Origin of the sequence: Pseudomonas sp. RIT411 (assembly GCF_003057735.2) — a bacterium.
In the GTDB taxonomy this organism is placed as follows: Bacteria; Pseudomonadota; Gammaproteobacteria; order Pseudomonadales; family Pseudomonadaceae; genus Chryseomonas; species Chryseomonas oryzihabitans.
Genome location: NZ_QBIZ02000003.1, coordinates 237,403 through 263,384, shown reverse-complemented (window position 1 = coordinate 263,384; position 25,982 = coordinate 237,403). Strand labels below are relative to the sequence as shown.

Below are 25,982 nucleotides of genomic sequence, written 5' to 3'. Positions count from 1 at the left end.
CTTCTAGCCCTCCGGCCACGTACCGGTCGGCCGCGTTTCGCGCCTTTGCAATCTCCGGCTGTCAGCCTGCTGGCTGAAGCTCCTTCATTTCTATACCGAGAACACCACTGTGATCGAGAATCTACGCAACATCGCCATCATCGCGCACGTCGACCATGGCAAGACCACCCTCGTCGACAAGCTGCTGCGCCTGTCCGGCACCCTGGACCGCAAAGAAGCGGAAAACGAGCGGGTGATGGACAGCAACGACCAGGAAAAGGAACGCGGCATCACCATCCTGGCCAAGAACACCGCGCTGAAGTGGAAGGACTACAACATCAACATCGTCGACACCCCCGGCCACGCCGACTTCGGTGGCGAGGTGGAGCGCGTGATGTCCATGGTTGACTCCGTGCTGCTGGTGGTCGACGCCCAGGACGGCCCCATGCCGCAGACCCGCTTCGTGACCCAGAAGGCCTTCAAGGCCGGCCTGCGTCCGATCGTGGTGGTCAACAAGATCGACCGTCCCGGCGCGCGTCCGGACTGGGTCATCGACCAGATCTTCGACCTGTTCGACAACCTCGGCGCCACCGATGAGCAGCTGGACTTCCCGATCGTCTACGCCAGCGCCCTGAACGGCATCGCCGGCCTGGACCACGAGAAGATGGACGACAACATGGATGCCCTGTTCCAGGCCATCGTCGACCACGTACCGGCTCCCCAGGTCGATCTGGACGGTCCCTTCCAGATGCAGATCTCCCAGCTGGACTACAACAGCTTCCTCGGCGTGATCGGCATCGGCCGTATCGCCCGTGGCCGCATCAAGGCCAACACCCCGGTCGTGGCCATCAGCGACGACGGCAGCAAGCGCAACGGTCGTATCCTCAAGATCATGGGCCACTCCGGCCTGCAGCGCGTGGAAGTGGCCGAAGCCGAAGCCGGCGACATCGTCTGCGTCTCGGGCATGGACGAGCTGTTCATCTCCGACACCCTGTGCGATCCGCAGAACGTCGAAGCCCGCCCGCCGCTGACCGTCGACCAGCCCACCGTGAGCATGACCTTCCAGGTCAACGACTCGCCGTTCGCCGGTCGTGAAGGCAAGTTCGTCACCAGCCGCAACATCAAGGACCGTCTGGACAAGGAACTGCTGCACAACGTGGCCCTGCGCGTCGAGCCGGGCGAGTCCGCCGAGAAGTTCAAGGTCTCCGGGCGTGGCGAGCTGCACCTGTCGGTACTGATCGAGAACATGCGCCGCGAAGGCTTCGAGATGGCCGTGGGCCGTCCGGAAGTGGTGATCATCGAGAAGGACGGCGAGAAGCAGGAGCCCTACGAGAACGTCACCATCGACATCGAAGAGCAGCACCAGGGCTCGGTGATGGAGCAGATGGGTCTGCGCAAGGGCGATCTGACCAACATGATCCCCGACGGCAAGGGCCGTATCCGCCTGGAATACACCATCCCGGCGCGTGGCCTGATCGGCTTCCGCAACAACTTCCTGACCCTGACCTCGGGCAGCGGCATCCTGACCTCGACCTTCAGCCACTACGGCCCGATCAAGGCCGGCGAAGTGAGCAACCGTCAGAACGGCGTGCTGGTGTCCATGGCCACCGGTACCGCCCTGACCTACTCGCTGGAAACCCTGCAGAGCCGCGGCAAGCTGTTCCTGGCTCCGGGCGACGAGATCTACGAAGGCCAGCTGTGCGGCATCAACAGCCGTGACAACGACCTGGTGCTCAACCCCACCAAGGGCAAGAAGCTGGACAACATGCGCGCCTCGGGCAAGGACGAAGTCATCGCCCTGGTGCCGCCGATCAAGTTCACCCTCGAACAGGCGCTGGAATTCATCGCCGACGACGAGCTGGTGGAAGTGACGCCCAAGTCCATCCGTCTGCGCAAGAAGTTCCTGAACGAAAACGACCGCAAGCGCTTCGAGCGTTCCAAGGTCTGATCCCGTCCGGGTGATGCAGGAAAGCGCCTTCGGGCGCTTTTTTGTTGCCGGTTTTTCAGAGCCTGCTACGCGCACGACTGGCGGCTCTGCTAGCGTTTATCCCACGGCCGCGCCATTCGGGACGGCCCCTTCTGCAGGATGCTGCCATGCTCAAGACTACCCTCGCCGCCGCCCTGACCCTGAGCGGTCTCAGCGTTTTCGCCACGGCCCAGGCCGCCGGTTGCGGCACGCCGCGCAATGCCTTCGATACCGTCTACTGCGCCAGCAACCTGTTCGCCCAGAGCGACAAGTCGCTGAACCAGACCTATGGCGAGTTGCGTAAGCAGCTGCCGGCCGATCAGCAGGCCGTGCTCAAACAGAGCCAGTTGGCCTGGATCAAGCAGCGCGACAGCCAGTGCGCCCGCGAGGAAGCCGATGGCTACTTCGTCAACCTGGATTGCGCCGTCAGCCTGACCGACAGCCGTCTGGAGGTGCTCAAGGAGCGCCTGCGCGAATGCGCCAGCACCGGTTGCGAGGCGGGCAAGCTGGGGCAGTGAGGTAGCTGGCGGGATAGGGGGCGCGCCGTTCCCTCACCCCAACCCTCTCCCGGGGGGAGAGGGGGCTATCCGGAACGGGCGCTTGGCGTCATCGCTCCGGAGAAAATCGTAGCCTGGAAAACGGTGCAGCCTTTTCCACTGGGCTCGCTGCCAGGGGGCCCTCACCCCAACCCTCTCCCCGGGGCAGAGGGGGCTATTCGAGCGGGCGCTCGGCGTCATCGCCCCGGATAAAACCGTAGCCTGGAAAACGGCGCAGCCTTTTCCGCTGGGCTCGCTACCAGGACCCTCACCCCAACACTCTCCCCTGGGGAGAGGGGGCTATTCGAACGGGCGCTCGGCGTCATCGCCCCGGATAAAACCGTAGCCTGGAAAACGGCGCAGCCTTTTCCGCTGGGCTCGCTGCCAGGGGGCCCTCACCCCAACCCTCTCCCCGGGGGAGAGGGTGCTATTCGAGCGGGCACTCGGCGTCATCGCTCCGGAGAAAATCGTAGCCTGGAAAACGGCGCAGCCTTTTCCGCTGGGCTCGCTACCAGGACCCTCACCCCAACCTCTCCCCGGGGGAGAGGGGGCTATCCGAGCGGGCGATCAGCCTCATCGTTCCGATGAGCGCCCACGGATTGACCAGCAGACTCGACGGTCATGGCAGACCGCTCCGGTCGAATTGCCGACAGCCATCTGGCCTGCCGTTCAAGCCGAACAAATGTCTTCCACGTTTTTGTTTACACCCAGATACAACGTCACAAAAACCGTCTAGCGTGAGGCGACACGCCCTGACGCGTGCCCCGATAACAACAATCAAGGATGCAGGCATGACATCTTTCCTCAGGCAACGCCTGCCGCTGGCCATCGCCCTGGCCACGGCGCTCGCGGCAACCGCCCAGGCGGCTCCCAATCCCTACAGTGGCTTCACCGTGTTCGGCGACAGCCTGCTCGATGCCGGGCAATTTCCCGATACCGGGGTCACGGGCGCCAGCCTCAGATTCACCAACCGCGTCGGTCCCGGCTACAGCCCGGCCAGCGGCGCGGTGACCGGACCGGTGTCCTCGATCCTGCTCGGCCAGCAACTGGGCTTCGATGTCCGTACCCTGGACGCCTCGACCTCGCTGATCAATCAGCGGATCGGCCTGAGCGATGGCGACAACTGGGCCACGGGTGGCTACACCACGGCGCAGATCCGCGATTCCATCACCGCGCGCAACGGTTCGGTGGTGGCGGTGGGTGGCCTGACCCTGCGCAGTCGTGACGGCTACCTACCCGGCCTCGCCAGCCAGGGGCTGAGCCTGGATCCCAACACCCTGTTCTATATCAGCGGCGGGGGTAACGACTTCCTCCAGGGACTGGTCACCTCGCCGGCCACCGCAGCGGCCGCGGCCAATCGCCTGGGTGACGGCGTGGCTGCGCTGCAGCAGGCCGGCGCCCGCTATATGGTGGTCTGGCTGCTGCCCGACATCGGTCAGACCCCGGCCCTGGCCGGTTCGCCGCAACAGGCGGCCAGCTCGGCCCTGAGTCGCGTCTACAACCAGGCGCTGGTGGCACGCCTGGCCGGCATCGACGCCGAGATCATCGGCCTCAACGTGCCCCAGCTGCTGGCCGAGGTGGTGGCCGAACCGGGCCGCTATGGCCTGGCCAGCGGGCAGAATCTGACCGGCACCTGCTTCAGTGGCGACAGCTGCACCCGCAACCCCACCTATGGCCTGGGCGCGGCGGCGGCCGATCCCAGCCAGCTGCTGTTCAACGATCGCGTCCACCCGACCATCACCGGCCAGCGGCTGATCGCCGACTACGCCTATTCGCTGCTGGCGGCGCCCTGGGAGGTCACGCTGCTGCCGGAGATGGCCCAGTCCACCCTCAGGGCGCACCAGGACGGCCTGCACCAGCGCTGGCTGGGCGACTGGCATGCCTGGCAGCCGGTGGGGCGCTGGCAGGGCTATGTGGATACCAGCGCGCGGCGCCTTGACGTCGACGACCAGCGCAGCACCGCCGGCGGCGATGGCAACGGCTACAGCCTGGACCTGGGTGGCAGCTATCGGCTCAGCGAGGAATGGCGCCTCGGCGTGGCCGCCGGTGTCGCGCGCCAGCGCCTGGAGCCCGGCGCGGCCGATTCCAGCTATCGCCTCAACAGCTATCTGCTCAGCGCCTTCGCCCAGTACCAGGGCGAGCGCCTCTGGGGCGATCTCACCGCCACCGGTGGCCGGCTGGACTATGACGACCTGAGCCGCCGTTTCGCCCTCGGCCCGACCACCCGCAGCGAGCAGGGCGACACCGACGGCGATCTGCGCGCCCTCTCGGCGCGGCTGGGCTACGACCTGGCGGCGGCCGGCAGTCCCTGGCACCTGAGTCCCTATCTCAGCGCCGACTATGCCCGCGTCCAGGTGGATGGCTATCGCGAGCGCGGCAACGACGCCACGGCGCTGGAGTTCGACGACCAGTCGAGCACCTCGCGGCGGCTGGGGCTGGGTCTGCAGGGGCGCTGGCAACTCGCCCCGGCCACGGCGCTGTTCGCCGACCTGGGCCGCGAGCGGGAATTCGCCGATGGCACCCGCGACGTGACCATGCGCCTGAACAGCGTGCCGGGTCTGGACTACACCCTGGACGGCTACCAGCCCGACAGCGACCGCACCCGACTGAGCCTGGGCGTGGTCCAGCGGCTGACCCCGGAACTGACCCTGCGCGGTGGCTACAGCTATGCCGGCGCGGGCGATAGCCATCAGCAGGGCGTGGGCCTGGGCCTGTCGCTGGACTTCTGACCGCCGCGCTGCGGGCAAGGCCCGCTGACAGGCTGTCAGCGGGCGTCGTGGCTAGACCCGGCTGGGATCGCCCAGGCGCTGGCGCTGCCAGTCGCGCAACTCGTCCAGACGGCGCGGCGGGCAGACCAGAAAGCCCTGCAGAAGATCGCAACCGGCCTGTTGTAGGCAGAGCTGCTTGAGTTCGGTGTCCACGCCCTCGGCGATCACCTGGGCGTCGCGGGCATGGCAGAAGGCGATGAGCGCATCCAGGCTGGCCTGGTTGCCGGGCTGGCTGAGGCGCTCGACGATGAGCCGGTCGAACTTGATGGTGTCGGCGGGATAGTCGGTGACCTGCTGGATCGAGGTGTAGCCGACGCCGAAGTCGTCGATGGCCACGCGAAAGCCCTCGGCGCGCAATTCATGCAGCAGCCCCAGGGTCCGCTCGTTCAGCTCGGCGGCGAAGGTCTCGGTGAATTCCAGTTCCAGGCGGGCCGGATCGACACGGTGGTGGCGGACCCGCTCGCGCAGATAGGGCACGATGTCGGCCTGATCCAGTTGCGCCGACGACAGGTTGATGGACAGCACCAGGTCGCTGCCCAGCACCTCCTGCAGCGCCGGGTATTCGCGGCAGGCCTGATCCACGACCCAGCGATCGATCCAGCGAAAGTGCCCCTGGCGTTCGGCGATGGGGATGAATTCCGCCGGTGACACCGGGCCGAGGCGCGGCGAATTCCAGCGCAGCAGGGTTTCGGCGGAACGCACCTGGCCGTTGCTGTCGACCGCCGGCATGTAGACGAGATGGAATTCCTCGTCCGGGTTCATGCGCCGCAGGTGCTCGTCCAGCAGATCCTGGCGGCGCTGGCGCGCGGCCAGTTCCGGGGTGAAGTGCACCAGGCGGTTGCCGCCTTCGTTCTTGGCCCGCTCCAGGGCCAGGTCGGCTTGGGCCAGCAGGTCGGCCAGGTCCAGCGGGGCCTCGGGGGTCGCCAGGCCGATACTCAGGGTCACCGCATAGCGCCGCTCGCCAACCAGGGTGCCGTTGTCGTGGTTCTGCTGCAGCTGCTGGCCCAGGGCGAGGGCGTCGGTCGCCGCCGCCGGGCCGCGCAGCAGGATGGCGAATTCATCGCCCGCCAGGCGCGTGAACACCAGCTCGTTGCCCGCCTGATAGGCTTCCAGCTGCTGCTGGGTCTGCCGGGCCACGGCCTGCAGCAGCTCATCGCCCACCTCGTGGCCGAATCTGTCGTTCACCGACTTGAAGTGATCGAGGCCGAAATAGAGCAGGGCGATATGGCGGCCGTCCGGCTTGCCCGCCAGCCAGGACTCACCCATGAGCTGGAAGTAGCGACGATTGCCGATCTGGGTGAGGACGTCGGTGCGCAGGGCCGTGCGCAACTGCGCCAGGATGGCCAGGTTGTTGTCGTGCAGGCGCTTCATGTTGGCGCCCAGATGGCCGATCTCGCCGGGTTCGTCGCCGGTTTCGAGGGCCTGGCGCTGGCCTTCCAGCACCTCGGTGAGCTGACTGTCCAGCCGCGCGATGGGCCGGGTGATATAGCGGCGGATCAGCAGGATCAGGACCAGGATGCAGGCCAGGGTCACCAGCAGGCCGCCGCTGAAGTAGGCGATCGCCAGACGGCGCAATTCCCGGTCCAGGTGCCCCGGATCCGGGGTCAGGCGTACATAGAGATCGGGCGACAGGCGCTCGACGGCGGTGAAATCGCTGGTGCGGACGGGCAGCGTCCGGCTGAATTCCAGGGGCGCACCATAGCTCTGCTCGAGGGTACGGCGCATGGCCTCCATCCGGTCCGGGCTGACCGCCAGTTGCAGCGTCATCGCCAGCCCGCGCTGACCCGGCAGGGGCGGTCCGGCGGTGCTCGGCAGCAGTGAAGTGGTCGCCACCAGCAGTGATCGCCCCTGTTCGTCGAGCAGATAGTCGCGCCGCTCCAGCGGACCGCTCGGCTCCTGGGTCAGGCGTTCGAGCAGTTGCCGCTGGGCAGCGCTCAGTTGGGCGAAGGGGTCGCCACTGCGCTCGTAGTAGTAGGCCAGGCTGAGGTCGGGGCGGGCGATGGCCAGGGAGATATGGCTGGGCGCATCGTCGCCGGCCAGCTGGCGCACCGCCAGTTGCAGCTGGGTACCCAGGGCTTCGTTGCGATAGGGCACCTCGGTCTGCCGCAGGAAGTTGCCCAGGGCGGCGCTGTTGGACAGGGCATAGAGCAGGTTGCGGCTGAAGTGGTCGTACTCGCGATAGGTGGTTTCCAGCGCCGCCAGGTCATGGTTGACCCGCGAGCGTTCGAGGCCGATCACCGCTTCGCGCTGGACCGTGTAGCCCAGACCCACCAGGGTCAGGCTGCAGAGCAGGGCGACCGGCAGGATCAGCAGCAGGGCGCGTCTATTGAGCGTCATGGCGACCTACCAGAGCACTGCCGATGCGTTGCCGGGTCTGGAAGGTGTCGGGCGGACCTTCGCGAAAGACCTGGCTGCGGGCGAGCACCTCATCGGGGGGAAACAGGCTGGGATCCTGACGCAGGTCTGCCGACAGCAGCCGCAGGGCGCCGGCATTGGGGGTCGCCAGGTGCAGGTCCTCGGTCGCCAGCACGGCATTGCGCGGTTCGTTGAGGAAATCGATGAAGCGCCAGGCGGCGGCCTGGTGCCGGGAGCTGCTGAGCAGGGCCACGCAGTCCACCCACAGCAGGCTGCCCTCGCGCGGCGTGACGAAGCGCCAGGGCTGCCCGGGCGTCGCGGCATTGAGCAGGTGCTGGTCGCCGCTGTAGCCCAGGGCCAGCTCGATGCGATCGCTGTAGGCCGGATTGTGCAGGGCGCTGACCACGTATTGATAGGTCAGCACCGCCGGGGCCTGGGCCTTGAGCAGGGCGAAGCTGCGTCTGAGCAACTCGGGATCGTCGCTGTTGATGGCGGCGCCCAGGGTGATGAGCGGGGCCACCAGCAGGTCGTCATGGTCTTCGAGCATGGCGATATGGCCGTGCAGGGCCGGCTCCGGCTGCAGCAGCGGCTGCCAGGACGAGGGCGCCTGGGCCAGGCGATCGCTGCGGTAGAGCAGGCCCAGGGTGCCCCAGACGTAGGGCACGGCATAGTCGCCGCAACTCTGGCGCCAGCGCGGATCGAGCTCGCTCAAATGAGGCAGGCGCTGGGGATCGATGCGCATCAGCAGGCCGTCCTGGCCGAGGCGGGTGGCGCTGACCTCGTTGATCACCACCAGGTCGAGATCGGCATCGCCGCGTGCCAGGGTGGCATCGCGCACGTCGCTACTGTCGAAATGGATTTCCTGCACGGGCGAATGAGCCTTGGCCCAGCGCTGCAACAGGGTGTCGCTGAAATAGCCTTCCCAGGTATAGAGCCGCAAGGGCTCGGCAGCCGCCACGGGTGACGCGGGCAGCCCGGTGAGCACCAGGCTGCAGACAAGGGGGAGGCAGTAGCGCATGCGGACGACTCGGCGGCAAGGACTGACTTAACTAGGAGGGGCCGCAAGGCCCTGACGTTCACCCCGCGAACGTCGGGGCTCTTGCCAGTCTAGGAGTCATCCGCGTATTCGCCAGCCGCGGGCGCCGTCTATTGCACGCGCTGAGTTCTGACCTTCAGTTCTGCAGCGGCGCCACCCCGGCGCGCTGATGGGCGCGGGTCCAGGGATTCTGCTCGTCGGCGAATTTCACCGCCAGACGCTCCAGCACCCGTTGCGTGGGCGCATTGGTGCCATGCAGCAACAGCAGGGGCAACAGCAGCAGGCTGGCGCCCAGCGCGGCCTGACGCGGCTTGAGGTTGACCTCCTGGCCCCGCAGCAGCCACAGCAGGCTGCCGCTGGCGGCGTAGCCGATGGGCAGGCCGGTCACCACTTCCGAGATCGAGTGATAGCCCAGCACCACCCGCGAGACGGCGATGAGCAGGGCGCACAGTGCGCCCAGGGCGGCCGCGGTCAGCCGCAGCGACGGCCGCGCCCGGCTGGCCAGCAGCCAGCCGAGGACCGGAAGCACGCTGCCTACCAGCATGGAATGGCCGCTGAAGCCGGTGAAGTCCAGGCGCGGAATGCCCAGGCCCCAGCCAAAGAAGGCGATCTTCGACAGGGCCACGCTGAGACTGGCCGCACCAAACAGCAGCAGCCAGAGCAGTGCCGCCCGCGCCGACAGACCGGCCAGCAGCCAGAGCGCAATCAGCACTGCGCAGGGAAGCATCACCGAGGAATCGCCGAAGTTGGTGATGAACAGCCACATGGATAAGCACACTCCTGGAGAAGACGAGGCATTCTGACCACCGCACGCCCAGAGGTTGCATCGCCCGTGCCAGCCTGTGGACTGGCGCAAGAAAGCGCTGGGACCCCGGTTGCAGACCCAGAAAAAAGCCCCGGCACCGGAGGTGGCGGGGCTGTCTGCCGGGAGGCGTCTTACAGACCGGCAGCGGCGCGCAGGGCGGCGGCGCGATCGGTGCGTTCCCAGGTGAAGGTGGTGAAGGTGTCATCGCCCACGGTGATTTCCTGGGGATGGCGACCGAAGTGACCGTAGGCCGCGGTGGCCCGGTACATCGGGTGCAGCAGGTCGAGCATGGTGGTGATGGCGTAGGGGCGCAGGTCGAAATGCTCGCGCACCAGCTGCACGATCTTCTCGTCGCTGATCTTGGCGGTGCCGAAGGTGTTGATCGAGATGGAGGTGGGCTGGGCCACGCCGATGGCGTAGGACACCTGGATCTCGCAACGATCGGCCAGGCCGGCGGCGACGATGTTCTTGGCCACGTAGCGACCGGCGTAGGCGGCGCTGCGGTCGACCTTGGACGGGTCCTTGCCGGAGAAGGCGCCACCGCCGTGACGGGCCATGCCGCCGTAGCTGTCGACGATGATCTTGCGGCCGGTCAGACCACAGTCACCCACCGGGCCGCCAATGATGAACTGGCCGGTCGGGTTGATGTGGAACTGGGTGTCCTTGTGCAGCAGCTCGGCGGGGATGACGTGCTTGACGATCAGCTCCATCACGGCTTCGCGCAGGTCGGCGTACTTGACCTCGGGATTGTGCTGGGTGGACAGCACGATGGCGTCGATGCCGACCACCTTGCCGCCGTCGTAGCGGCAGGTCACCTGGGACTTGGCGTCCGGACGCAGCCAGGGCAGCAGGCCCGACTTGCGCGCCTCGGCCTGACGTTCCACCAGGCGGTGGGAGAAGGTGATGGGCGCGGGCATCAGCACATCGGTCTCGTTGCAGGCGTAGCCGAACATCAGGCCCTGGTCACCGGCGCCCTGGTCTTCCGGCTTGCTGCGATCGACGCCCTGGGCGATGTCCACCGACTGCTTGCCGATGATGTTGACGATGCCGCAGGTGGCGCCGTCGAAGCCCACGTCCGAGCTGTCGTAGCCGATGTCGACGATGACGTCGCGCACCAGTTGCTCCAGGTCGACCCAGGCGGAGGTGGTCACCTCGCCGGCGACGATGGCCACACCGGTCTTGACCAGGGTCTCGCAGGCCACGCGGGCGTGCTTGTCCTGGGTGATGATGGCGTCGAGCACGGCATCGGAGATCTGGTCGGCGATCTTGTCCGGATGGCCTTCGGACACGGACTCGGAGGTGAACAGGGAATATTCGCTCATCGAATGGTTCCTAAATTACCAAGGGGTAGGGGCCCGCAGGCCGGTCGAGACAGCAGTTTCCTTGCTGGACATGACGCCCTTGAGCGTCGGGTCCGCCCGCCACTGGCCGGTTGGCCTCATGACGGGGTGTTTCCCTGATCCGGGCGCGCGAACTGGCGCACCTGGATCTGAAAGCCGTTGCGCAGGCCGAGGTAGAGGCTTTCGCCCGCCTGCAGGCCGGCGGCCTGGGCCCAGCGCGCCAGTTCGTCCTGGTCGAAACCGAGCCAGAGGTCGCCACAGGCCGCGCGCGCCCAGGTCTGGTCGTGGGGGCAGAGGTCGGTGATCACCAGGCTGCCGCCCGGTGCCACGCGCCGCGCCAGCTGCTGCAGCGCCTCCGCCGGCGCGGCGAGGTGGTGCAGGACCATGTTGAGGACCACGCAGTCGGCCGCTGGCAGCGGCTCGGCGAGGGCGTCGGCCAGTTGCAGTTCGACATGGGCGAGACCGTCGCGCTGGCAGCGCTGGCGCGCCAGTTCGAGCATGGCCGGGCTGTTGTCCACCGCCACCACCCGGGCGAAACGCCGCGCCAGGTCCGGCAGGAAGGCGCCGTCGCCCGGACCCACTTCCAGGGCGCAGCCGCGCGGATCCAGGGCCAGGGCGTCCAGCAGGCTGAGCAGGCCGTCGCGATACTGCGGCAGGCTGGCGATGAGGTCCTGCTGGGCCTGGAATTTTTCCGCCACCCGGGCGAAGAAGTCGCGACTCACCGCCGCGCGCTGGGCATGCACCTCGCCGATCCGCGTCTGCACCGCACTGGGCAGGGCCAGGGCGTCCACCTCTTCGAGCAGGGCGGCGTGCAGGGCGCCCCCCAGGCTGCCGGGGCGGGGCAGGGCGCGGCGATAGAAGATGGCGTTGCCCTCGCGGCGGGTGGCCACCAGCTGCGCCTGAGCCAGCACCTTGAGGTGGTGGCTGATGCCGGACTGGCCGGTGGCGAAGATCTGCGCCAGTTCCAGCACGCCGAAGGAGGCGCTGTGCAGGGCGCGCAGGACGTTCAGGCGCAGGGGGTCGCCGCCGGCCTTGCACAGGGCGGCGAGGGTATCTCCTGGTTCTTGGCCGAGCGCCGGCACGCGGAGCGGATTCATGGGGCGCTAGTCTAGAGACCCGTCCCGGGCCTCGCAAGAAAAGCATCAAAAAGTTTTGATACTTGTCCATGGCGGTGGGCCGCGCATACCTTCGTCGAGGAAGGTAAGATGCCGGGGCCTTTTGCTCAGCGGTCTTCGCAACGTTGCGGTAACGACCGCGAGACTCGCGCGTCCAACCTGCAGCCCTCTTCCAGGAGCGTCACCGGGTAACCCATGTCCGTCCAGCCACCGTCCCCTTCCGCGCCTGCCGCCGGCACGCGCCTGGTGATCTGCGAGCACTGCGATTCGGTGCATCGCCTGGAGCCGCTCGCCGCTGGCGAGCGGGCGCACTGTCTGCGCTGTGGCGCCTTGCTCTATCGTGCTAGTCGCCTGGACATCCAGGGTCTGCTGGCGCTGGCGATCGCCGCGGCGGTGCTGTTCGTGATCGCCAATGTCGGGCCCATCCTGCAACTCAGCTTTCGCGGCCTGCACAGCGAGGCGACGCTGCTGGAGTCGGTGGTCGCCATGAGTCGCGGCTTCGCCGGCCCCATGGCGCTGGTGGTGGCCATGACCCTGTTCGTGGTGCCGCTGCTGCAGATCCTGCTGCTGCTCTGGGTGCTCGGCTTCGCCCAGCTCGGCCGCCGAGCCCCCGGCTTCGCCACGGCCATGGTCACCCTGCACTACCTGCGGCCCTGGAGCATGATCGAGGTCTTCGTGCTCGGCGCCCTGGTGGCGGTGATCAAGCTGGCCGGCCTGCTGCACGTGGTGGTGGGCCTGGGGCTGTTCGGCATGGTCGGGCTGATGGTGGTCCTCTTGATCATCGCCAAGCGCGACCTGCACCCGCTATGGGACGCCGTCGGGGAGCGCGAGTCTTGAGCGCGCCGCAGCTGCCGCCGCGCGCCGACGAACTCGGCCTGTGCCTGTGCCACGTCTGCGGCAAGGTCTGTACCGCGCCGCGCCGGCACAAGGCCGGCTGCCCGCGCTGCGGCTCGGCGCTGCACCGGCGCAAGCCCAACGTCTATGCCAAGACCTGGGCCTATCTGCTCGCCGCGCTGATCCTCTATATCCCCGCCAATACCCTGCCGGTGATGTTCACCGGTACCCTGGGCCGCGGCACGGAAAGCACCATCCTCGAGGGGGTGATCGAATTCTGGGAGAACGGCTCCTGGGGCGTCGCCCTAGTGATCTTCATCGCCAGCGTGGCGGTGCCCTCCATCAAGTTTCTGGTGCTCGGCACCCTGCTGGTGAGTTGCCAGCGCCGCAGCGACTGGGCCACCGCCCAGCGTGCCCGGCTCTATCGCTTCGTCGAGCTGATCGGCTATTGGTCGATGCTCGACGTGATCGTGGTGGCTCTGGTCTCGGCGCTGGTGCACTTCGGTGCCCTGAGTTCGGCGGCGCCGCGCCTGGGTATCGTGTTCTTTGGTTTCGTGGTGGTGCTGACGATGCTCGCCGCGATGAGTTTCGATCCCCGCTTGATCTGGGATGCAGAGGTGAACGATGACGGACAGGCATGAACCCGACGCCCTGGCGCCTACCCCCGAGGTACGCCGCAGTCGCTGGAGCGTATCGCTGATCTGGCTGGTGCCCATCGTGGCGGCCCTGATCGGGCTGTCCATGGTGATCCACAGCTGGGCCTCGCGCGGGCCGACCATCACGGTGACCTTTCTCACCGCCGAGGGCCTGGAAGCCGGCAAGACCCAGGTCAAGTACAAGAACGTGGTGATAGGCACCGTCAGCGACATCCAGCTGGCACCGGATCGCAACCGGGTGATCACCACCATCGAGCTGGAAAAGTCCGCCGAGGGCTTCGCCACCAAGGACGCGCGCTTCTGGGTGGTGCGGCCGCGCTTCGGCGTCAATGGCGTCTCGGGGGTCGACACCCTGGTGTCGGGCGCCTTCATCGGCGCCGACATCGGCGATTCCACCGAGTCCCATCGCGACTTCCGCGGCCTGGAGCAGCCGCCGGCGCTGATCCACGGCGCCTCGGGCAAGAGATTCATCGTCACCGCCGACGACATCGGCTCGTTGGACGTCGGCTCGCCGGTCTATTACCGGCGCATCCAGGTCGGCCGGGTGGTGTCCTTCCACCTCAACCAGGACGGCAAGGGCGTCAGCGCGCAGATCTTCGTGGATTCGCCCTACGACCGCTTCGTCACCGCCAACAGCCGCTTCTGGAACGCCAGCGGGGTCGATGTCTCGCTCAGCGCCTCCGGCCTCAAGCTCAATACCCAGTCGCTGGCCACGGTGGTGGCAGGCGGTATCGCCTTCGTCACCCCCGAATGGCCCAAGGATCCGCAGGAGGCCCAGGAAGACCAGAGTTTCACCCTGTTCGACGACCAGGCCAGCGCCCTGGCGCCGCCGGATGGCGAGCCCTTCTATGTGCGGATGAGATTCCAGCAGTCGCTGCGTGGCCTCGCCACCGGGGCGCCGGTGGAATTTCTCGGCATGAACGTCGGCCGGGTGGTCTCCCTGACCCCCGACTACGAGGATGCCCAGGATCGCTTCTCGCTGATCGTCGGCGCGGTCATCTATCCCCAGCGGCTGGGCGACGTCGGCAAGCGCATCGAAACCAAGGACCGCGACGGCAAGCTGTTCGCCGGCTGGGTGGCCCGCGGTCTGCGCGCCCAGGCCCGCACCGGCAACCTGCTGACCGGCCAGCTCTACATCTCCGTCGACTTCGTGCCCAATGCACCCAAGGTGGCCTTCGATCCCCAGGCCAAGCCGCTGTCGATCCCCACCGTCACCGGCAGCTTCGATCGCCTGCAGGAGCAGATGGCCGGCATCGTCAACAAGATCGACAAGATCCCCTTCGATTCCATCGGCAAGAATCTCGACACCAGCCTGGCGCAGCTCAGCGGCACCCTCAAGCAGCTCAACGCCGGGGTCCTGCCGCAGCTGACCACCACCCTGATGGGTGTGCAGCAACTCACCGGCAGCGCCAGCCAGAGCCTCGGCGCGGATTCCCCGGTGCAGCAGAATCTGACCCAGACCCTGGAAGAGATGCAGCGCATGGCGCGTTCCCTGCGCGTGTTCGGCGACTACCTCGGTCGCCATCCGGAATCCCTGATCCGCGGTCTGGTGACCGATCCGCCGCCCAAGTTCGAACCGGGCTCCCGCGATCCCGCCAAAGGAAAACTGCAATGAAGCGCCTGACCTGCCTGGCTCTGCCCCTGCTGCTGGCCGCCTGTTCGTCCAAGGCGCCGCTCAACTACCACACCCTGACCAGCGCCGCGGAGCCCGCCAGCCAGGCGCGCGCGGCGGACTTCCGCTTCGCCCTGCAGGGCGTCTCGGTGCCGCCCCAGGTGGATCAGCCGCAACTGGTGGTACGCCAGGGCGAGGGCATCGCCCTGCTGGAAAACGAACGCTGGATCGCGCCCCTGGCCGACGAGGTGCGCAGCGCCCTGTCCGCCGACCTGTCCCGGGACCTCGGCACCCTGGACCTCGGCGATGCCCCGCGCGGCAGCGGCGCCCCGGTGCTGCGCATCAAGGTGGATCTGCAGCGCTTCGATTCGCGGCCCGGGCGCGGCGTCCAGCAGGACGCGCTCTGGACCCTGCGCCTGGCCGAACCGGGTGGCGAGCGGGTGCTCACCTGCGGCAGCCGGATCAGCCAGCCCGCCGGCGCCTCCTATGCCGAGGTCGTGGCGGCGCACCGCCAGGCCCTGGCGACCCTGGCCCGGCGCATCGAACCGGTGGCGCGCGCCTTCGTGGCCGACGGCGCGACGGTCTGCCCGGCGGGCTGAGGCGACCGCGCCGATTGCTGGAAGTGCCCTGGCTGGGCCAGAATGATGGCCCTTTCGCTCTGCCTCTGCCAGGAGACACCGCAATGCCCAGCCGTCGTGATCGAGCCAACGCCATCCGCGCCCTCAGCATGGATGCCGTGCAAAAAGCCAACAGCGGCCACCCCGGCGCCCCCATGGGCATGGCCGACATCGCCGAGGTGCTCTGGCACGATCAGCTCAAGCACAACCCTGGCAATCCCCAGTGGGCCGACCGTGACCGCTTCGTGCTGTCCAACGGCCACGGCTCCATGCTCATCTATTCGCTGCTGCACCTGTCCGGCTACGACCTGTCCATCGACGACCTGAAGAATTTCCGTCAGCTGCACAGCAAGACCCCGGGCCACCCCGAATACGGCTACGCCCCGGGCATCGAGACCACTACCGGTCCCCTGGGCCAGGGCATCGCCAACGCCGTGGGCTTCGCCCTGGCGGAAAAGGTCATGGCCGCCCAGTTCAACCGCGATGGCCACCAGATCGTCGACCACCACACCTACGCCTTCCTCGGCGATGGCTGCATGATGGAAGGCATCTCCCATGAGGTCTGCTCCCTGGCCGGCACCCTGGGCCTGTCCAAGCTGATCGCCTTCTATGACGACAACGGCATCTCCATCGATGGCGAGGTCGAAGGCTGGTTCACCGACGACACCCCCAAGCGCTTCGAGAGCTACGGCTGGCAGGTGATCCGCAACGTCGACGGCCACGACGCCGACGAGATCAGGACCGCCCTGGACACCGCGCGCAAGAGCGACAAGCCCACCCTGATCTGCTGCAAGACCGTGATCGGCTATGGCGCGCCGCACAAGCAGGGCAAGGAAGAGTGCCACGGCGCACCCCTGGGCAACGACGAGATCCAGGCCGCCCGTGAACTGCTCGGCTGGTCCCATGCGCCCTTCGAGATCCCCGCCGACATCTATGCCGACTGGAGTGCCAAGGAGCGCGGCGCCGCCGCCGAGGCCGAATGGAACGAGCGCTTCGCCGCCTACGCCCAGGCCCATCCGCAGCTGGCCGCCGAATTCAAGCGCCGCATGGCCGGTGACCTGCCCGCCGATTTCGCCGAGCGCGCCGCCGCCTTCATCCAGGACGTCGCCACCAAGGGCGAGACCATCGCCAGCCGCAAGGCCAGCCAGAACGCCCTGCAGTTCTTTGGTCCGCTGCTGCCCGAGCTGCTCGGCGGTTCCGCCGACCTGGCCGGCTCCAACCTGACCCTGTGGAAGGGCGCCAAGGGCGTCACCGCCGAGGACGCCAGCGGCAACTATGTCCACTACGGCGTACGTGAATTCGGCATGAGCGCCATCATGAACGGCGTCGCCCTGCACGGCGGCCTGGTGCCCTACGGCGCCACCTTCCTGATGTTCATGGAATACGCCCGCAACGCGGTGCGCATGTCGGCGCTGATGAAGCAGCGGGTGCTCTATGTCTTCACCCACGACTCCATCGGTCTCGGCGAAGACGGTCCGACCCATCAGCCGGTGGAGCAACTGGCCTCCCTGCGCTACACCCCCAACCTGGACACCTGGCGTCCGGCCGATGCGGTGGAATCTGCCATCGCCTGGACCGCGGCCCTGGAGCGTCGCGACGGTCCCAGCGCGCTGATCTTCTCGCGCCAGAACCTGGCCCACAGCGTGCGTGACGAAGCCACCCTGGGCAACGCCGCCCGCGGCGGCTACGTGCTCAAGGACTGCGTCGGCGAGCCCGAGCTGATCCTCATCGCCACCGGCTCCGAAGTCGGCCTGGCGGTGCAGGCCTACGAGCGCCTGAGCGCCGAAGGTCGCCAGGTGCGCGTGGTCTCCATGCCCAGCACCAGCGTCTTCGACCGCCAGAGCCCCGAGTACCGCCAGCAGGTCCTGCCGGTGGAAGTCGGTGCCCGCATCGCCATCGAAGCCGGCATCGCCGACTTCTGGTACAAGTACGTCGGTCTCGACGGTCGCATCATCGGCATGCACACCTACGGCGAATCCGCCCCGGCGGCCGCGCTGTTCGAGCACTTCGGCTTCACCCTGGACAACGTCCTGGCGGTGGCTGGCGAGTTGCTGGAAGACTGAGTCCTGCCGCGCTAATAGAAAAAGCCACGCTGAGGCGTGGCTTTTTTATGCCCGGGATTCAGCGCCTGCTCAGGGATTCACCCGGATGTTCGGCCCTGCCAGGGTGACCCCGCCAGCCTCCAGCTGCATGAAGCTGCCGCCGGCCTTGAGGGTCAGGCGGGCGCCGGCTTCCAGGACAATCTTCTGGCCGGACTGGAGCCGGATCTCGCTGCCGGCCTCGACCAGCAGGCTGGCCTGCAGCCGCAGGTGCTGACTCTCGCCGATGTCCAGGTGGTCGTCGGCGCGTACCTCGCTGCGGCGCTCGCCCCGGGTGATGCGGTGTTCCTCGGCGTGGAATTCGCTGTAGCTGTTGCCGCGGATGCGCTCATGGCGCTCGTGGCCGATCTCGCTGCGGTGATCGTGGCCGATGCGTTCGTCCCAGTCGCGCTGGGCATGGACATGGATCTCTTCCTGGCCCTCTTGATCCTCGCTGCGCAGTTCGTTGTATCCACCGCTGCCGGGGCTGCTCAGGCTCTTGAAGGTGCTGCGGGTCTTGTCCTGGGGCAGCTCCAGCGGTGGGCGATGCTCGGCGTGGTACAGGCAGCCGATCACCAGGGGTTGGTCGGGATCCCCCTCGAGAAAGCCCACCAGCACCTCCATGCCGATCCGCGGCACCGCCAGGGCGCCGTGGCCGTCACCCGCCCAGCCGCTGGCGACCCGCAGCCAGCAGCTGGTGCGCTCATCGGCCCGGCCCTGTCGATCCCAGTGGAATTGCACCTTGATCCGGCCCAGGGCATCGCAATGGATGTCCTCGCCGGCCGGTCCGGTGACCACGGCGCTCTGGGCGCCCAGCAGCCTGGGCTTGGGATGGCGCAGGGGCAAGCGGAAGGGCTGCGTCCAGGGCCGGGCGACAAAGCTGTTGCGATAGCCCTGGCGCCAGCCGTCGGCCGGGATGGCGTCGGTGGCGTTTTCCTCCAGGACCTGGGGCTGGCGACCCTGGTGCTGGATCTCGGTCAGCAACCAGAGCTGATTCCAGTCGGCGCGCGGGTGCTGTTCCAACGGCAGGAAATGCCCGCTCACCAGGCTGGGCTGGTCGCTCGCACCCTCGGCCTGAACGGCGTCCCCTCGCAGGCGCTCCAGGCGCCGGCTGCTCAGGCGCTGGCCGGTAGCGCGATCGGTGAAGCGGCCGGGAAAGCCATAGTCTTCCAGCGCGGGCTGGGCCGCGGTTTCCGCATTGCTGTGCAGGCGCAGCCGAGGTTGCAATGGGTCGTGATCGCGCAGGGTCGCGGCGCTGCTGCGGATCTGCAGGCCGACCGCCAGGCGACTGATCACGGGTTCGTCCGTCACCAGACCACTGCCGGGTCGATAACGGGTGGCGCCCAGCCGCGCAAAGCCGGTGGCGTCATCGCCAAACACCAGCACATGACCGTCGCGGCGATGCTGGTGGTGAAAGTACAGGCCCTCTTCTTCGCAGAGGCGGGTGAGAAAGGCCAGATCGCTTTCGCCGTACTGCACGCAGTAGTCGCGCGGCGGATAGCGCGTTGGCCCCAGGGCGAAGCGATAGTCGCCGTCGAGGATGCCGTGCTCCTCGAGCAGCTGCGCCAGGATCTCGGGCACGCTGCGTCCCTGGAAGATGCGGGAATTGACGCGGTGGGCCAGGGCAGCCAGGCGCGGCACCAGTTCGGCGCGATAGCGGGTCAGGCGCCGGCCCGTATCGCCCTGGGCCACGGCGGCGAGCTGGCCGTGGATGCCCTGGTCACCCGGACCCAGCGCGAGAAAGGCGGGCCGCTGCAACAGCGCTTCCAGCGGCCAGTCCGGGCGCTCGCTGACCAGCTCGAGCTGGAAGCGATAGGGCTGGCCGATGGCCTCGCGGCCGTCGAAGGCGAGCACCTGGAGATCCTGGGCGACGCCGTCCAGCGTCAGGGTGAAGGTCGGGGTATTGGCTGAGCTGAACATCGCATCGCGTCCTTGCGAATCGAAAGCTCCAGTGTGCGCTACAGGGTTGCACCGGCTCAAGCGCCGAAAGGTGCATTCTAGAGCCTTTTAACAGGCAGATTCTGGCGCAGTGCCTGGCTGGGAGGCGGCGAAGAGATCCCGCGGCGGCGGCAGTGCGCCTTCCAGTTCCAGCAGGAATTGCTTGGTCGGCAGGCCGCCGCCAAAGCCGGTCAGGGCGCCGGACGCCCCTATCACCCGGTGGCAGGGCAGCACGATGGGCAGCGGATTGCGCCCGTTGGCGGCGCCCACCGCGCGCATCGCCTGGGGTCGGCCGAGATGGCTGGCGAGTTGACCATAGCTCCAGGTCTGGCCGTGGGGGATCTCCGCCAGGGCCTGCCAGACCGCCAGCTGGAAGGGGGTGCCGCGCGGTGCCAGGGGTAGCTCGAAGGTCCGGCGTTGCCCGGCGAAGTACTCGCCCAGCTGCACGCAAGCCAGGTCGAGGATGGGGTGATCGGCGGCGCTCCAGCTGGCGTCACGCTTGGCCAGGTAGCGATTCTCGGGAAACTCCACCACGCGCAGGCCACTGTCGTCGGCGGCCAGGGTGAGCGTACCTATGGGGCTATCCAGCAGGCAGTAGGCGATCATCGGGGCGACTCCTTGGCGAGACGGGTGGCAACGGGTTCGGCGGGGGCGTCGGCGGGCGCCTTCCAGGTGGCTTCGCGCCAGACCTGCATCACCCCGTAGGCACGCCAGGGCCGCCAGGCTTCGGCGCGGGCGTACAGGGCCTTGGCGGTCAGGCGCTCGCCGGGCGGCGCCAGCCGCTTCTGCAGCACCAGGTCTTCCACTGGGCAGGCATCGGGATGGGCCAGGGCGCGCAGGGCGATGTACTGGGCGGTCCAGGGCCCTATGCCCTTGAGCGCGATCCAGCGCCGGGCGAAATCGTCCAGGGTGCGCCCGGTGTCGAAGTCCACCTCGCCGGCGCGCAAGGCCCGGGCCACGGTGCCGAGGGTGCCGGCGCGGGCGCGGATCAGGCCGAGGCCGGTGAGGTCTTCCTGGGCGGCATCGGCCAGGGCGTCCACCGTGGGAAAGAAGTGATGCAGACCGGCTGGCGGTCGACTGGCCTCGTGACCAGGCTCGCCCCAGGGGCGGCCGAAGCGCTGCACCACCCGGGCGGTCATGGTGGTGGCCGCCACCACGCTGACCTGCTGGCCGATGACGGCGCGCACGGCGATCTCGAAGCCGTCCCAGCCACTGGGCAGGCGCAGGCCCGGCCGGCGCGCCACCAGTTCGGCCAGGGTCGGATCGACCGCCAGACCTTGGGCGATGGCTTCGGGATCGGCGTCCAGATCGAACATGCGGCGGATACGCGCCACCGCCGCTTGCAGCTCCCCAGGTGCAGCGCCGTGCAATTCCAGGCGCAGCGCCGGCGTGTCGGCGTCCCAGGCCGAGACGCGCAGCCAGCCGGGCTGTTCGGGGGTGCCGATCACCCGGGCGTAGCTGGTGTCGTCCAGCACCTCGACACCGGGCAGGGCGTGGCCGCGGAGAAAATCCAGCTGGGCGGCGAAGTCGTAGGGCGGACGATAGGCCAGGCGCAGGACCAGCACCGGCGAAGCCGCGGCCTGACCCTTGCGCACCTGACTGGGGGCCAGGTCGTAGGCCTCGCGAAAGGCGGTGTTGAAGCGCCTGAGACTGCCGAAGCCGGCGGCCAGGGCCACCTTGATGATGGGCAGCCGGGTCTCGCTGAGCAATTGCTTGGCGAACAGCAGTCGGCGGGTGGTGAGCACCGCCAGGGGCGCGGCGCCCAGGCGCTCGACGAACAGCCGGCGCAACTGGCGTTCGCTGAGGTCGAGGCGGGCGGCGAGGGCGGGCAGGCCGCCGTCGTCCAGGCCTTCGTCCATCAGTCGCAGGGCGCGGGCCAGGGTGGCGTCGCCGCGTTGCCAGTGGCCGCCGGCGGGGGAGAGCTCTGGGCGGCATCTCAGGCAGGGGCGATAGCCCGCGGCCTCGGCGGCTGCGGCGCTGGGGTAGTAGCTGACGTTTTCCGGGCGTGGCGGTTGCGCCGGGCACACTGGCCGGCAGTAGATGCCGGTGGTGAGCACCGCGGTGTAGAACAGGCCGTCGAAGCGCGGATCCCGCGCCAGGCGGGCGCGTTCGAAGGCGGGAATATCGGGGAAGGCGTTCATGGCGGCAGGTTAGCACCGCCGGGGAGAGGTGACTGGCCGTTTTCGGACGGGACCGCTGAGGTGGGCGAGGCATCTTAATCGCGGCCATGGGCCGCTCCTACAAAAGTAGCACTGCCCTGTAGGAGCGGCCCATGGCCGCGATAAGCCGTATTACTAGCGTCGTGGCGTGGAAAACGGCGCAGCCTTTTCTGCTGGGGGCCTTGTGGCGAGGCGGGCCCTCACCCCAACCCTCTCCCACGGGGAGAGGGGGCTGGTCGGAGCAGGAGGTAGGCTCAGAAATCCCAATCCTCGTCTTCGGTACTCACCGCCTTGCCGATGACGTAAGACGAACCCGAGCCGGAAAAGAAGTCGTGGTTCTCGTCGGCGCTGGGCGACAGGGCGGCGAGGATCGCCGGGCTGACGTCGGTCATGCTGCTGGGAAACAGGGCCTCGAAGCCCAGATTCATCAGCGCCTTGTTGGCGTTGTAGTGAAGGAATTTCTTCACGTCCTCGCTCCAGCCGACGCTGTCGTAGAGGTCCTCGGTGTAGGCCACCTCGTTGTCGTAGAGATCTTGCAGCAGCTCGTAGGCGAAGTCCTTGACCTGCTGGCGGCGCTCCGGGCTTTCCTTGGCCAGGGCCTGCTGGAATTTGTAGCCGATGTAGTAGCCGTGCACCGCCTCGTCGCGAATGATCAGGCGGATCAGATCGGCGGTGTTGGTCAGCTTGGCGCGGCTGGACCAGTACATCGGCAGGTAGAAGCCCGAATAGAACAGGAAGGATTCCAGGAAGACGCTGGCCACCTTGCGCAGCAGCGGGTCCTCGGCGTGGTAGCGCGCCAGGATCAGGTCGGCCTTGGTCTGCAGATAGGGATTCTCCTCGCTCCAGCGATAGGCCTCGTCCACGTCCGGCGTCGAGCAGAGAGTGGAGAAGATCGAGCTGTAGGAGCGCGCATGCACGGCTTCCATGAAGCCGATGTTGGCGATCACCGCTTCCTCGTGGGGGGTGACGGCATCGGCCAGCAGGGTCGGGGCGCCCACTGCGTTCTGGATGGTGTCCAGCAGGGTCAGGCCGGTGAAGACGCGGATGGTCAGCTGCTGCTCCTTGGGCGTCAGGGTCGCCCAGGAGGGGATGTCGTTGGACAGCGGGATCTTTTCCGGCAGCCAGAAGTTGCCGGTCAGGCGATTCCACACTTCCAAGTCTTTTTCGTCCTGGATGCGGTTCCAGTTGATGGCGTTGATGCGATTCAGGCGCGGGGCGTTCATAGCTACATTCATGACCTTTTCCTCACAGGCTGCAGGACACGCAGCCCTGCACCTCGGTGCCTTCCAGGGCGGCCTGGCGCAGGCGGATGTAATAGAGCGTCTTGATGCCCTTCTTCCAGGCGTAGATCTGCGCCCGATTGATGTCGCGGGTGGTAGCGGTGTCGCGGAAGAACAGCGTCAGCGACAGTCCCTGGTCGACATGGCGGGTGGCCTCGGCATAGGTGTCGATGATCTTTTCCGGGCCGATCTCGTAGGCGTCCTGGTAGAACTCCTGGTTGTCGTCGGCCAGGTAGGGCGCCGGGTAGTAGACGCGGCCCAGCTTGCCTTCCTTGCGGATCTCCACCTTGGCGACGATGGGGTGGATGCTCGAAGTGGAGTGGTTGATGTAGGAAATCGACCCGGTCGGCGGGATGGCCTGGAGGTTGCGGTTGAACAGCCCGTGCGCCATCACCGAGGCCTTGAGTTCCTGCCAGTCCGCGCGGGTCGGCAGGCGGATGCCGGCCACCTCGAACAACTCGGCCACCCGCGGGGTGCGCGGGGTGAAGTCGCCCTCGGTGTACTGGTCGAAATACTCGCCGCTGGCGTACTTGGAATCGGCGAAGCCCTGGAAGCTCTGGCCGCGTTCGATGGCCAGGCGATTGGAGGCGCGCACCGCATGGTAGGTGACGGTGTAGAAGTACAGATTGGTGAAATCCAGGCCTTCGGCCGAGCCGTAATGGATGTGCTCGCGGGCCAGGTAACCGTGCAGGTTCATCTGCCCCAGGCCGATGGCGTGGGAGGCGGCGTTGCCGGCGGCCACCGAGGGTACGCAGCGAATGTCGCTCATTTCCGAGACCGCGGTTAGGCCGCGGATGGCGGTTTCCACGGTGCGGCCCAGATCCGGCGAATCCATGGTGCGGGCGATGTTCAGCGAGCCCAGGTTGCAGGAGATGTCCTGGCCGACATGCTCGTAGCCCAGGTCTTCGTCGAAGCGGCTGGGGGTGTTGACCTGGAGGATCTCCGAGCAGAGGTTGCTCATGTTGATGCGCCCGGCGATGGGATTGGCGCGACTCACCGTGTCTTCGAACATCAGGTACGGGTAGCCGGATTCGAACTGGATCTCTGCCAGGGTCTGGAAGAATTCCCGAGCGTTGATCTTGCGCTTGCGGATGCGCGCATCGGCCACCATCTCGGCGTACTTGTCGCTGACGCTGATGTCGGCGAAGGGTACGCCATAGACCCGTTCCACGTCGTAGGGCGAGAACAGGTACATGTCGGCGTTGCGCTTGGCCAGCTCGAAGGTGATGTCCGGGATGACCACGCCGAGGGACAGGGTCTTGATGCGGATCTTCTCGTCGGCGTTCTCGCGCTTGGTGTCGAGGAATCTCAGGATGTCCGGGTGGTGGGCATTGAGGTAGACGGCCCCGGCGCCCTGGCGCGAACCCAGCTGGTTGGCGTAGGAGAAGGCGTCTTCCAGCAGTTTCATGATCGGGATGATGCCGGAGGACTGGTTCTCGATGCGCTTGATCGGCGCCCCGACCTCGCGCACGTTGCTCAGCAGGAAGGCCACGCCGCCGCCACGCTTGGACAGCTGCAGCGCCGAATTCACCGCGCGGCCGATGGACTCCATGTTGTCTTCGATGCGGAGCAGGAAGCAGGACACCAACTCGCCGCGCTGGCGCTTGCCGGCGTTGAGGAAGGTCGGGGTGGCCGGCTGGAAGCGCCCGCTGATCATCTCGTCCACCAGGGACTCGGCCAGGCGCTCGTCACCACGGGCCAGACTCAGGGCGACCATGCACACCCGATCCTCGTAGCGCTCCAGGTAGCGCTGGCCATCGAAGGTCTTGAGGGTATAGCTGGTGTAGTACTTGAAGGCGCCCAGGAAGCTCTGGAAGCGGAATTTGTAGGCGTAGGCACGCTCGAACAGCGCCTTGACGAAGGCCGGGGCGTATTGCTCCAGCACCGCCGCCTCGTAGTAGCCCTTGTCCACCAGGTAGTCGAGTTTTTCGTCCAGGTTATGGAAGAACACGGTGTTCTGGTTGACGTGCTGCAGGAAGTACTGGCGCGCCGCCTGGCGGTCCTTGTCCAGCTGCAACTCGCCGTTGGGGCCGTAGAGATTGAGCATGGCGTTGAGCGCGTGGTAGTCCGCCTCGCTGCCGGTCGGGGTCAGGCCTGACGTTGCCAAAAGTCGTTCACTCCCGTGCGCACCCGGTCGACGTCTTCCGTCGTGCCGAGCAATTCGAATTGGTAGAGCAGGGGTACCGCGCATTTCTGGGCGACGATGCGTCCGCCCAGGCAGTAGCCCTCGCCGAAGTTGGTGTTGCCGGCGGCGATGACGCCGCGGATCAGGGCACGATTGTGCGGATCGTTGAGAAAGTGGATGACCGGCTTGGGCACCGCGCCCTTGCTGCCGCCGCCGCCATAGGTCGGCAAGACCAGGATGTAGGGCTCGCGGGCCTTGAGCGGTTCGGCGGCGGGATCCTGGGGGATACGCCGCGCCGGCAGTCCGAGTTTCTCGACGAATCTGTGGGTGTTCTCCGAGGTGCTGGAGAAATACAGCAGCTCGCCCATGGTCCTGGCCTCAGGCCACCAGCTGGCCGAGCTTGTCCGGGCGGAAGCCGGCCCAGTGGTCGTCACCGGCCACCACTACCGGTACCTGGCGATAGCCCAGGGATTCCACGGTCTGGCGCGCCTTGGCGTCCTGCTCGATGTCCACCACCTGGTAGGCGATGCCCTGGCGATCCAGGGCGCGATAGGTGGCGTTGCACTGCACGCAGGCGGGCTTGCTGTAGATGGTGATGGTCATGGCTGACTCCTGTCCGTAGTGGGGCGAACTCAAAGGAAAAAGCCTGTCGCCAGCCGGGCTCTGCCGGGGCGGCGCGGGTCCTTTCCTTTGAGTTCGACTTGGGTCTCAAGTTCGGTCCAGATACTACATATGGTGTTTTTGAATTTCTACACCACAACAAGTGGGGATTTTGATCTGGGT

General features: G+C 67.2%; 20 protein-coding genes. 8 read left to right on the top strand and 12 right to left on the bottom strand.

Annotated elements, in window-relative coordinates; genetic code table 11:
- Window positions 1-109: 109 nt before the first annotated feature.
- The 3 genes from typA to DBY63_RS06565 all read left to right on the top strand — a co-directional run bounded on the left by typA (window position 110) and on the right by DBY63_RS06565 (window position 5,210).
- Complete coding sequence (gene typA / locus DBY63_RS06575) at window positions 110-1,927, top strand: translational GTPase TypA (RefSeq protein WP_027598212.1); 1,818 nt, start codon at window positions 110-112, stop codon at window positions 1,925-1,927.
- 146 nt (window positions 1,928-2,073) lie between these two features.
- Window positions 2,074-2,463 carry a lysozyme inhibitor LprI family protein gene (locus tag DBY63_RS06570; RefSeq protein ID WP_027598213.1) on the top strand — a complete coding sequence of 130 codons (390 nt, stop codon included), beginning with the start codon at window positions 2,074-2,076 and terminating at the stop codon, window positions 2,461-2,463.
- A gap of 809 nt (window positions 2,464-3,272) precedes the next feature.
- Entirely contained in the window at window positions 3,273-5,210 is a 1,938-nt protein-coding gene (locus tag DBY63_RS06565) for an autotransporter domain-containing esterase (RefSeq protein WP_027598214.1), read from the top strand.
- 51 nt (window positions 5,211-5,261) lie between these two features.
- Here DBY63_RS06565 and DBY63_RS06560 read toward each other — a convergent pair whose 3' ends face one another.
- From DBY63_RS06560 to DBY63_RS06540, 5 genes are all read right to left on the bottom strand, one after another.
- Window positions 5,262-7,586, bottom strand: a complete 2,325-nt coding sequence (locus tag DBY63_RS06560) for a GGDEF domain-containing phosphodiesterase (protein ID WP_108581518.1) — start codon at window positions 7,584-7,586, stop codon at window positions 5,262-5,264.
- Window positions 7,573-8,622, bottom strand: coding sequence for a spermidine/putrescine ABC transporter substrate-binding protein (locus DBY63_RS06555; RefSeq protein WP_027598216.1), 1,050 nt, complete (start codon window positions 8,620-8,622; stop codon window positions 7,573-7,575). The genes DBY63_RS06560 and DBY63_RS06555 overlap by 14 nt, the downstream gene beginning before the upstream one ends.
- 154 nt (window positions 8,623-8,776) lie before the next feature.
- The gene (locus DBY63_RS06550) at window positions 8,777-9,406 is read right to left on the bottom strand and encodes a phosphatase PAP2 family protein (RefSeq protein ID WP_027598217.1); all 630 of its coding nucleotides are present in this window, start codon (window positions 9,404-9,406) and stop codon (window positions 8,777-8,779) included.
- Window positions 9,407-9,576: 170 nt separating this feature from the next.
- Window positions 9,577-10,767 (bottom strand): methionine adenosyltransferase, encoded by a 1,191-nt coding sequence (gene metK, locus DBY63_RS06545; protein ID WP_027598218.1) that lies wholly within the window; start codon window positions 10,765-10,767, stop codon window positions 9,577-9,579.
- Window positions 10,768-10,883: 116 nt separating this feature from the next.
- Complete coding sequence (locus DBY63_RS06540; protein ID WP_027603062.1) at window positions 10,884-11,882, bottom strand: metalloregulator ArsR/SmtB family transcription factor; 999 nt, start codon at window positions 11,880-11,882, stop codon at window positions 10,884-10,886.
- Window positions 11,883-12,095: 213 nt separating this feature from the next.
- On the opposite strand from DBY63_RS06540, the gene DBY63_RS06535 reads away from it, so the two are divergent.
- The 5 genes from DBY63_RS06535 (at window position 12,096) to tkt (ending at window position 17,682) form a co-directional block, all read left to right on the top strand.
- A complete protein-coding gene (locus tag DBY63_RS06535; RefSeq protein ID WP_027603063.1) occupies window positions 12,096-12,737 on the top strand; it encodes a paraquat-inducible protein A in 642 nt (213 codons plus the stop codon).
- A gap of 38 nt (window positions 12,738-12,775) precedes the next feature.
- Window positions 12,776-13,375, top strand: coding sequence for a paraquat-inducible protein A (locus DBY63_RS06530; protein ID WP_223855480.1), 600 nt, complete (start codon window positions 12,776-12,778; stop codon window positions 13,373-13,375).
- Complete coding sequence (locus tag DBY63_RS06525; protein WP_077171355.1) at window positions 13,359-15,005, top strand: MlaD family protein; 1,647 nt, start codon at window positions 13,359-13,361, stop codon at window positions 15,003-15,005. The genes DBY63_RS06530 and DBY63_RS06525 overlap by 17 nt, the downstream gene beginning before the upstream one ends.
- Entirely contained in the window at window positions 15,002-15,601 is a 600-nt protein-coding gene (locus DBY63_RS06520) for a PqiC family protein (RefSeq protein WP_108581517.1), read from the top strand. Before DBY63_RS06525 ends, DBY63_RS06520 begins: the two co-directional genes overlap by 4 nt.
- A gap of 83 nt (window positions 15,602-15,684) precedes the next feature.
- Window positions 15,685-17,682, top strand: a complete 1,998-nt coding sequence (tkt, locus tag DBY63_RS06515; RefSeq protein ID WP_108581516.1) for a transketolase — start codon at window positions 15,685-15,687, stop codon at window positions 17,680-17,682.
- 69 nt (window positions 17,683-17,751) lie between these two features.
- Here tkt and tssI read toward each other — a convergent pair whose 3' ends face one another.
- The 7 genes from tssI to nrdH form a co-directional block, all read right to left on the bottom strand.
- On the bottom strand, window positions 17,752-19,617 hold the full coding sequence (tssI, locus tag DBY63_RS06510) for a type VI secretion system tip protein TssI/VgrG (protein WP_108581515.1): 1,866 nt from the start codon (window positions 19,615-19,617) through the stop codon (window positions 17,752-17,754).
- A gap of 87 nt (window positions 19,618-19,704) precedes the next feature.
- Window positions 19,705-20,241 (bottom strand): methylated-DNA--[protein]-cysteine S-methyltransferase, encoded by a 537-nt coding sequence (locus DBY63_RS06505; RefSeq protein WP_108581514.1) that lies wholly within the window; start codon window positions 20,239-20,241, stop codon window positions 19,705-19,707.
- Complete coding sequence (locus DBY63_RS06500) at window positions 20,238-21,776, bottom strand: DNA-3-methyladenine glycosylase 2 (RefSeq protein WP_108581513.1); 1,539 nt, start codon at window positions 21,774-21,776, stop codon at window positions 20,238-20,240. The genes DBY63_RS06505 and DBY63_RS06500 overlap by 4 nt, the downstream gene beginning before the upstream one ends.
- A gap of 272 nt (window positions 21,777-22,048) precedes the next feature.
- Window positions 22,049-23,029: a class 1b ribonucleoside-diphosphate reductase subunit beta gene (gene nrdF / locus DBY63_RS06495; RefSeq protein WP_305890889.1), complete on the bottom strand. Its 981-nt coding sequence runs from the start codon at window positions 23,027-23,029 to the stop codon at window positions 22,049-22,051.
- 10 nt (window positions 23,030-23,039) lie between these two features.
- Window positions 23,040-25,181 (bottom strand): class 1b ribonucleoside-diphosphate reductase subunit alpha, encoded by a 2,142-nt coding sequence (gene nrdE / locus DBY63_RS06490; RefSeq protein WP_108581512.1) that lies wholly within the window; start codon window positions 25,179-25,181, stop codon window positions 23,040-23,042.
- The gene (gene nrdI / locus DBY63_RS06485; RefSeq protein ID WP_027598230.1) at window positions 25,163-25,567 is read right to left on the bottom strand and encodes a class Ib ribonucleoside-diphosphate reductase assembly flavoprotein NrdI; all 405 of its coding nucleotides are present in this window, start codon (window positions 25,565-25,567) and stop codon (window positions 25,163-25,165) included. The genes nrdE and nrdI overlap by 19 nt, the downstream gene beginning before the upstream one ends.
- 10 nt (window positions 25,568-25,577) lie before the next feature.
- Window positions 25,578-25,802 (bottom strand): glutaredoxin-like protein NrdH, encoded by a 225-nt coding sequence (gene nrdH / locus DBY63_RS06480; RefSeq protein WP_007161291.1) that lies wholly within the window; start codon window positions 25,800-25,802, stop codon window positions 25,578-25,580.
- Window positions 25,803-25,982 lie beyond the last annotated feature (180 nt).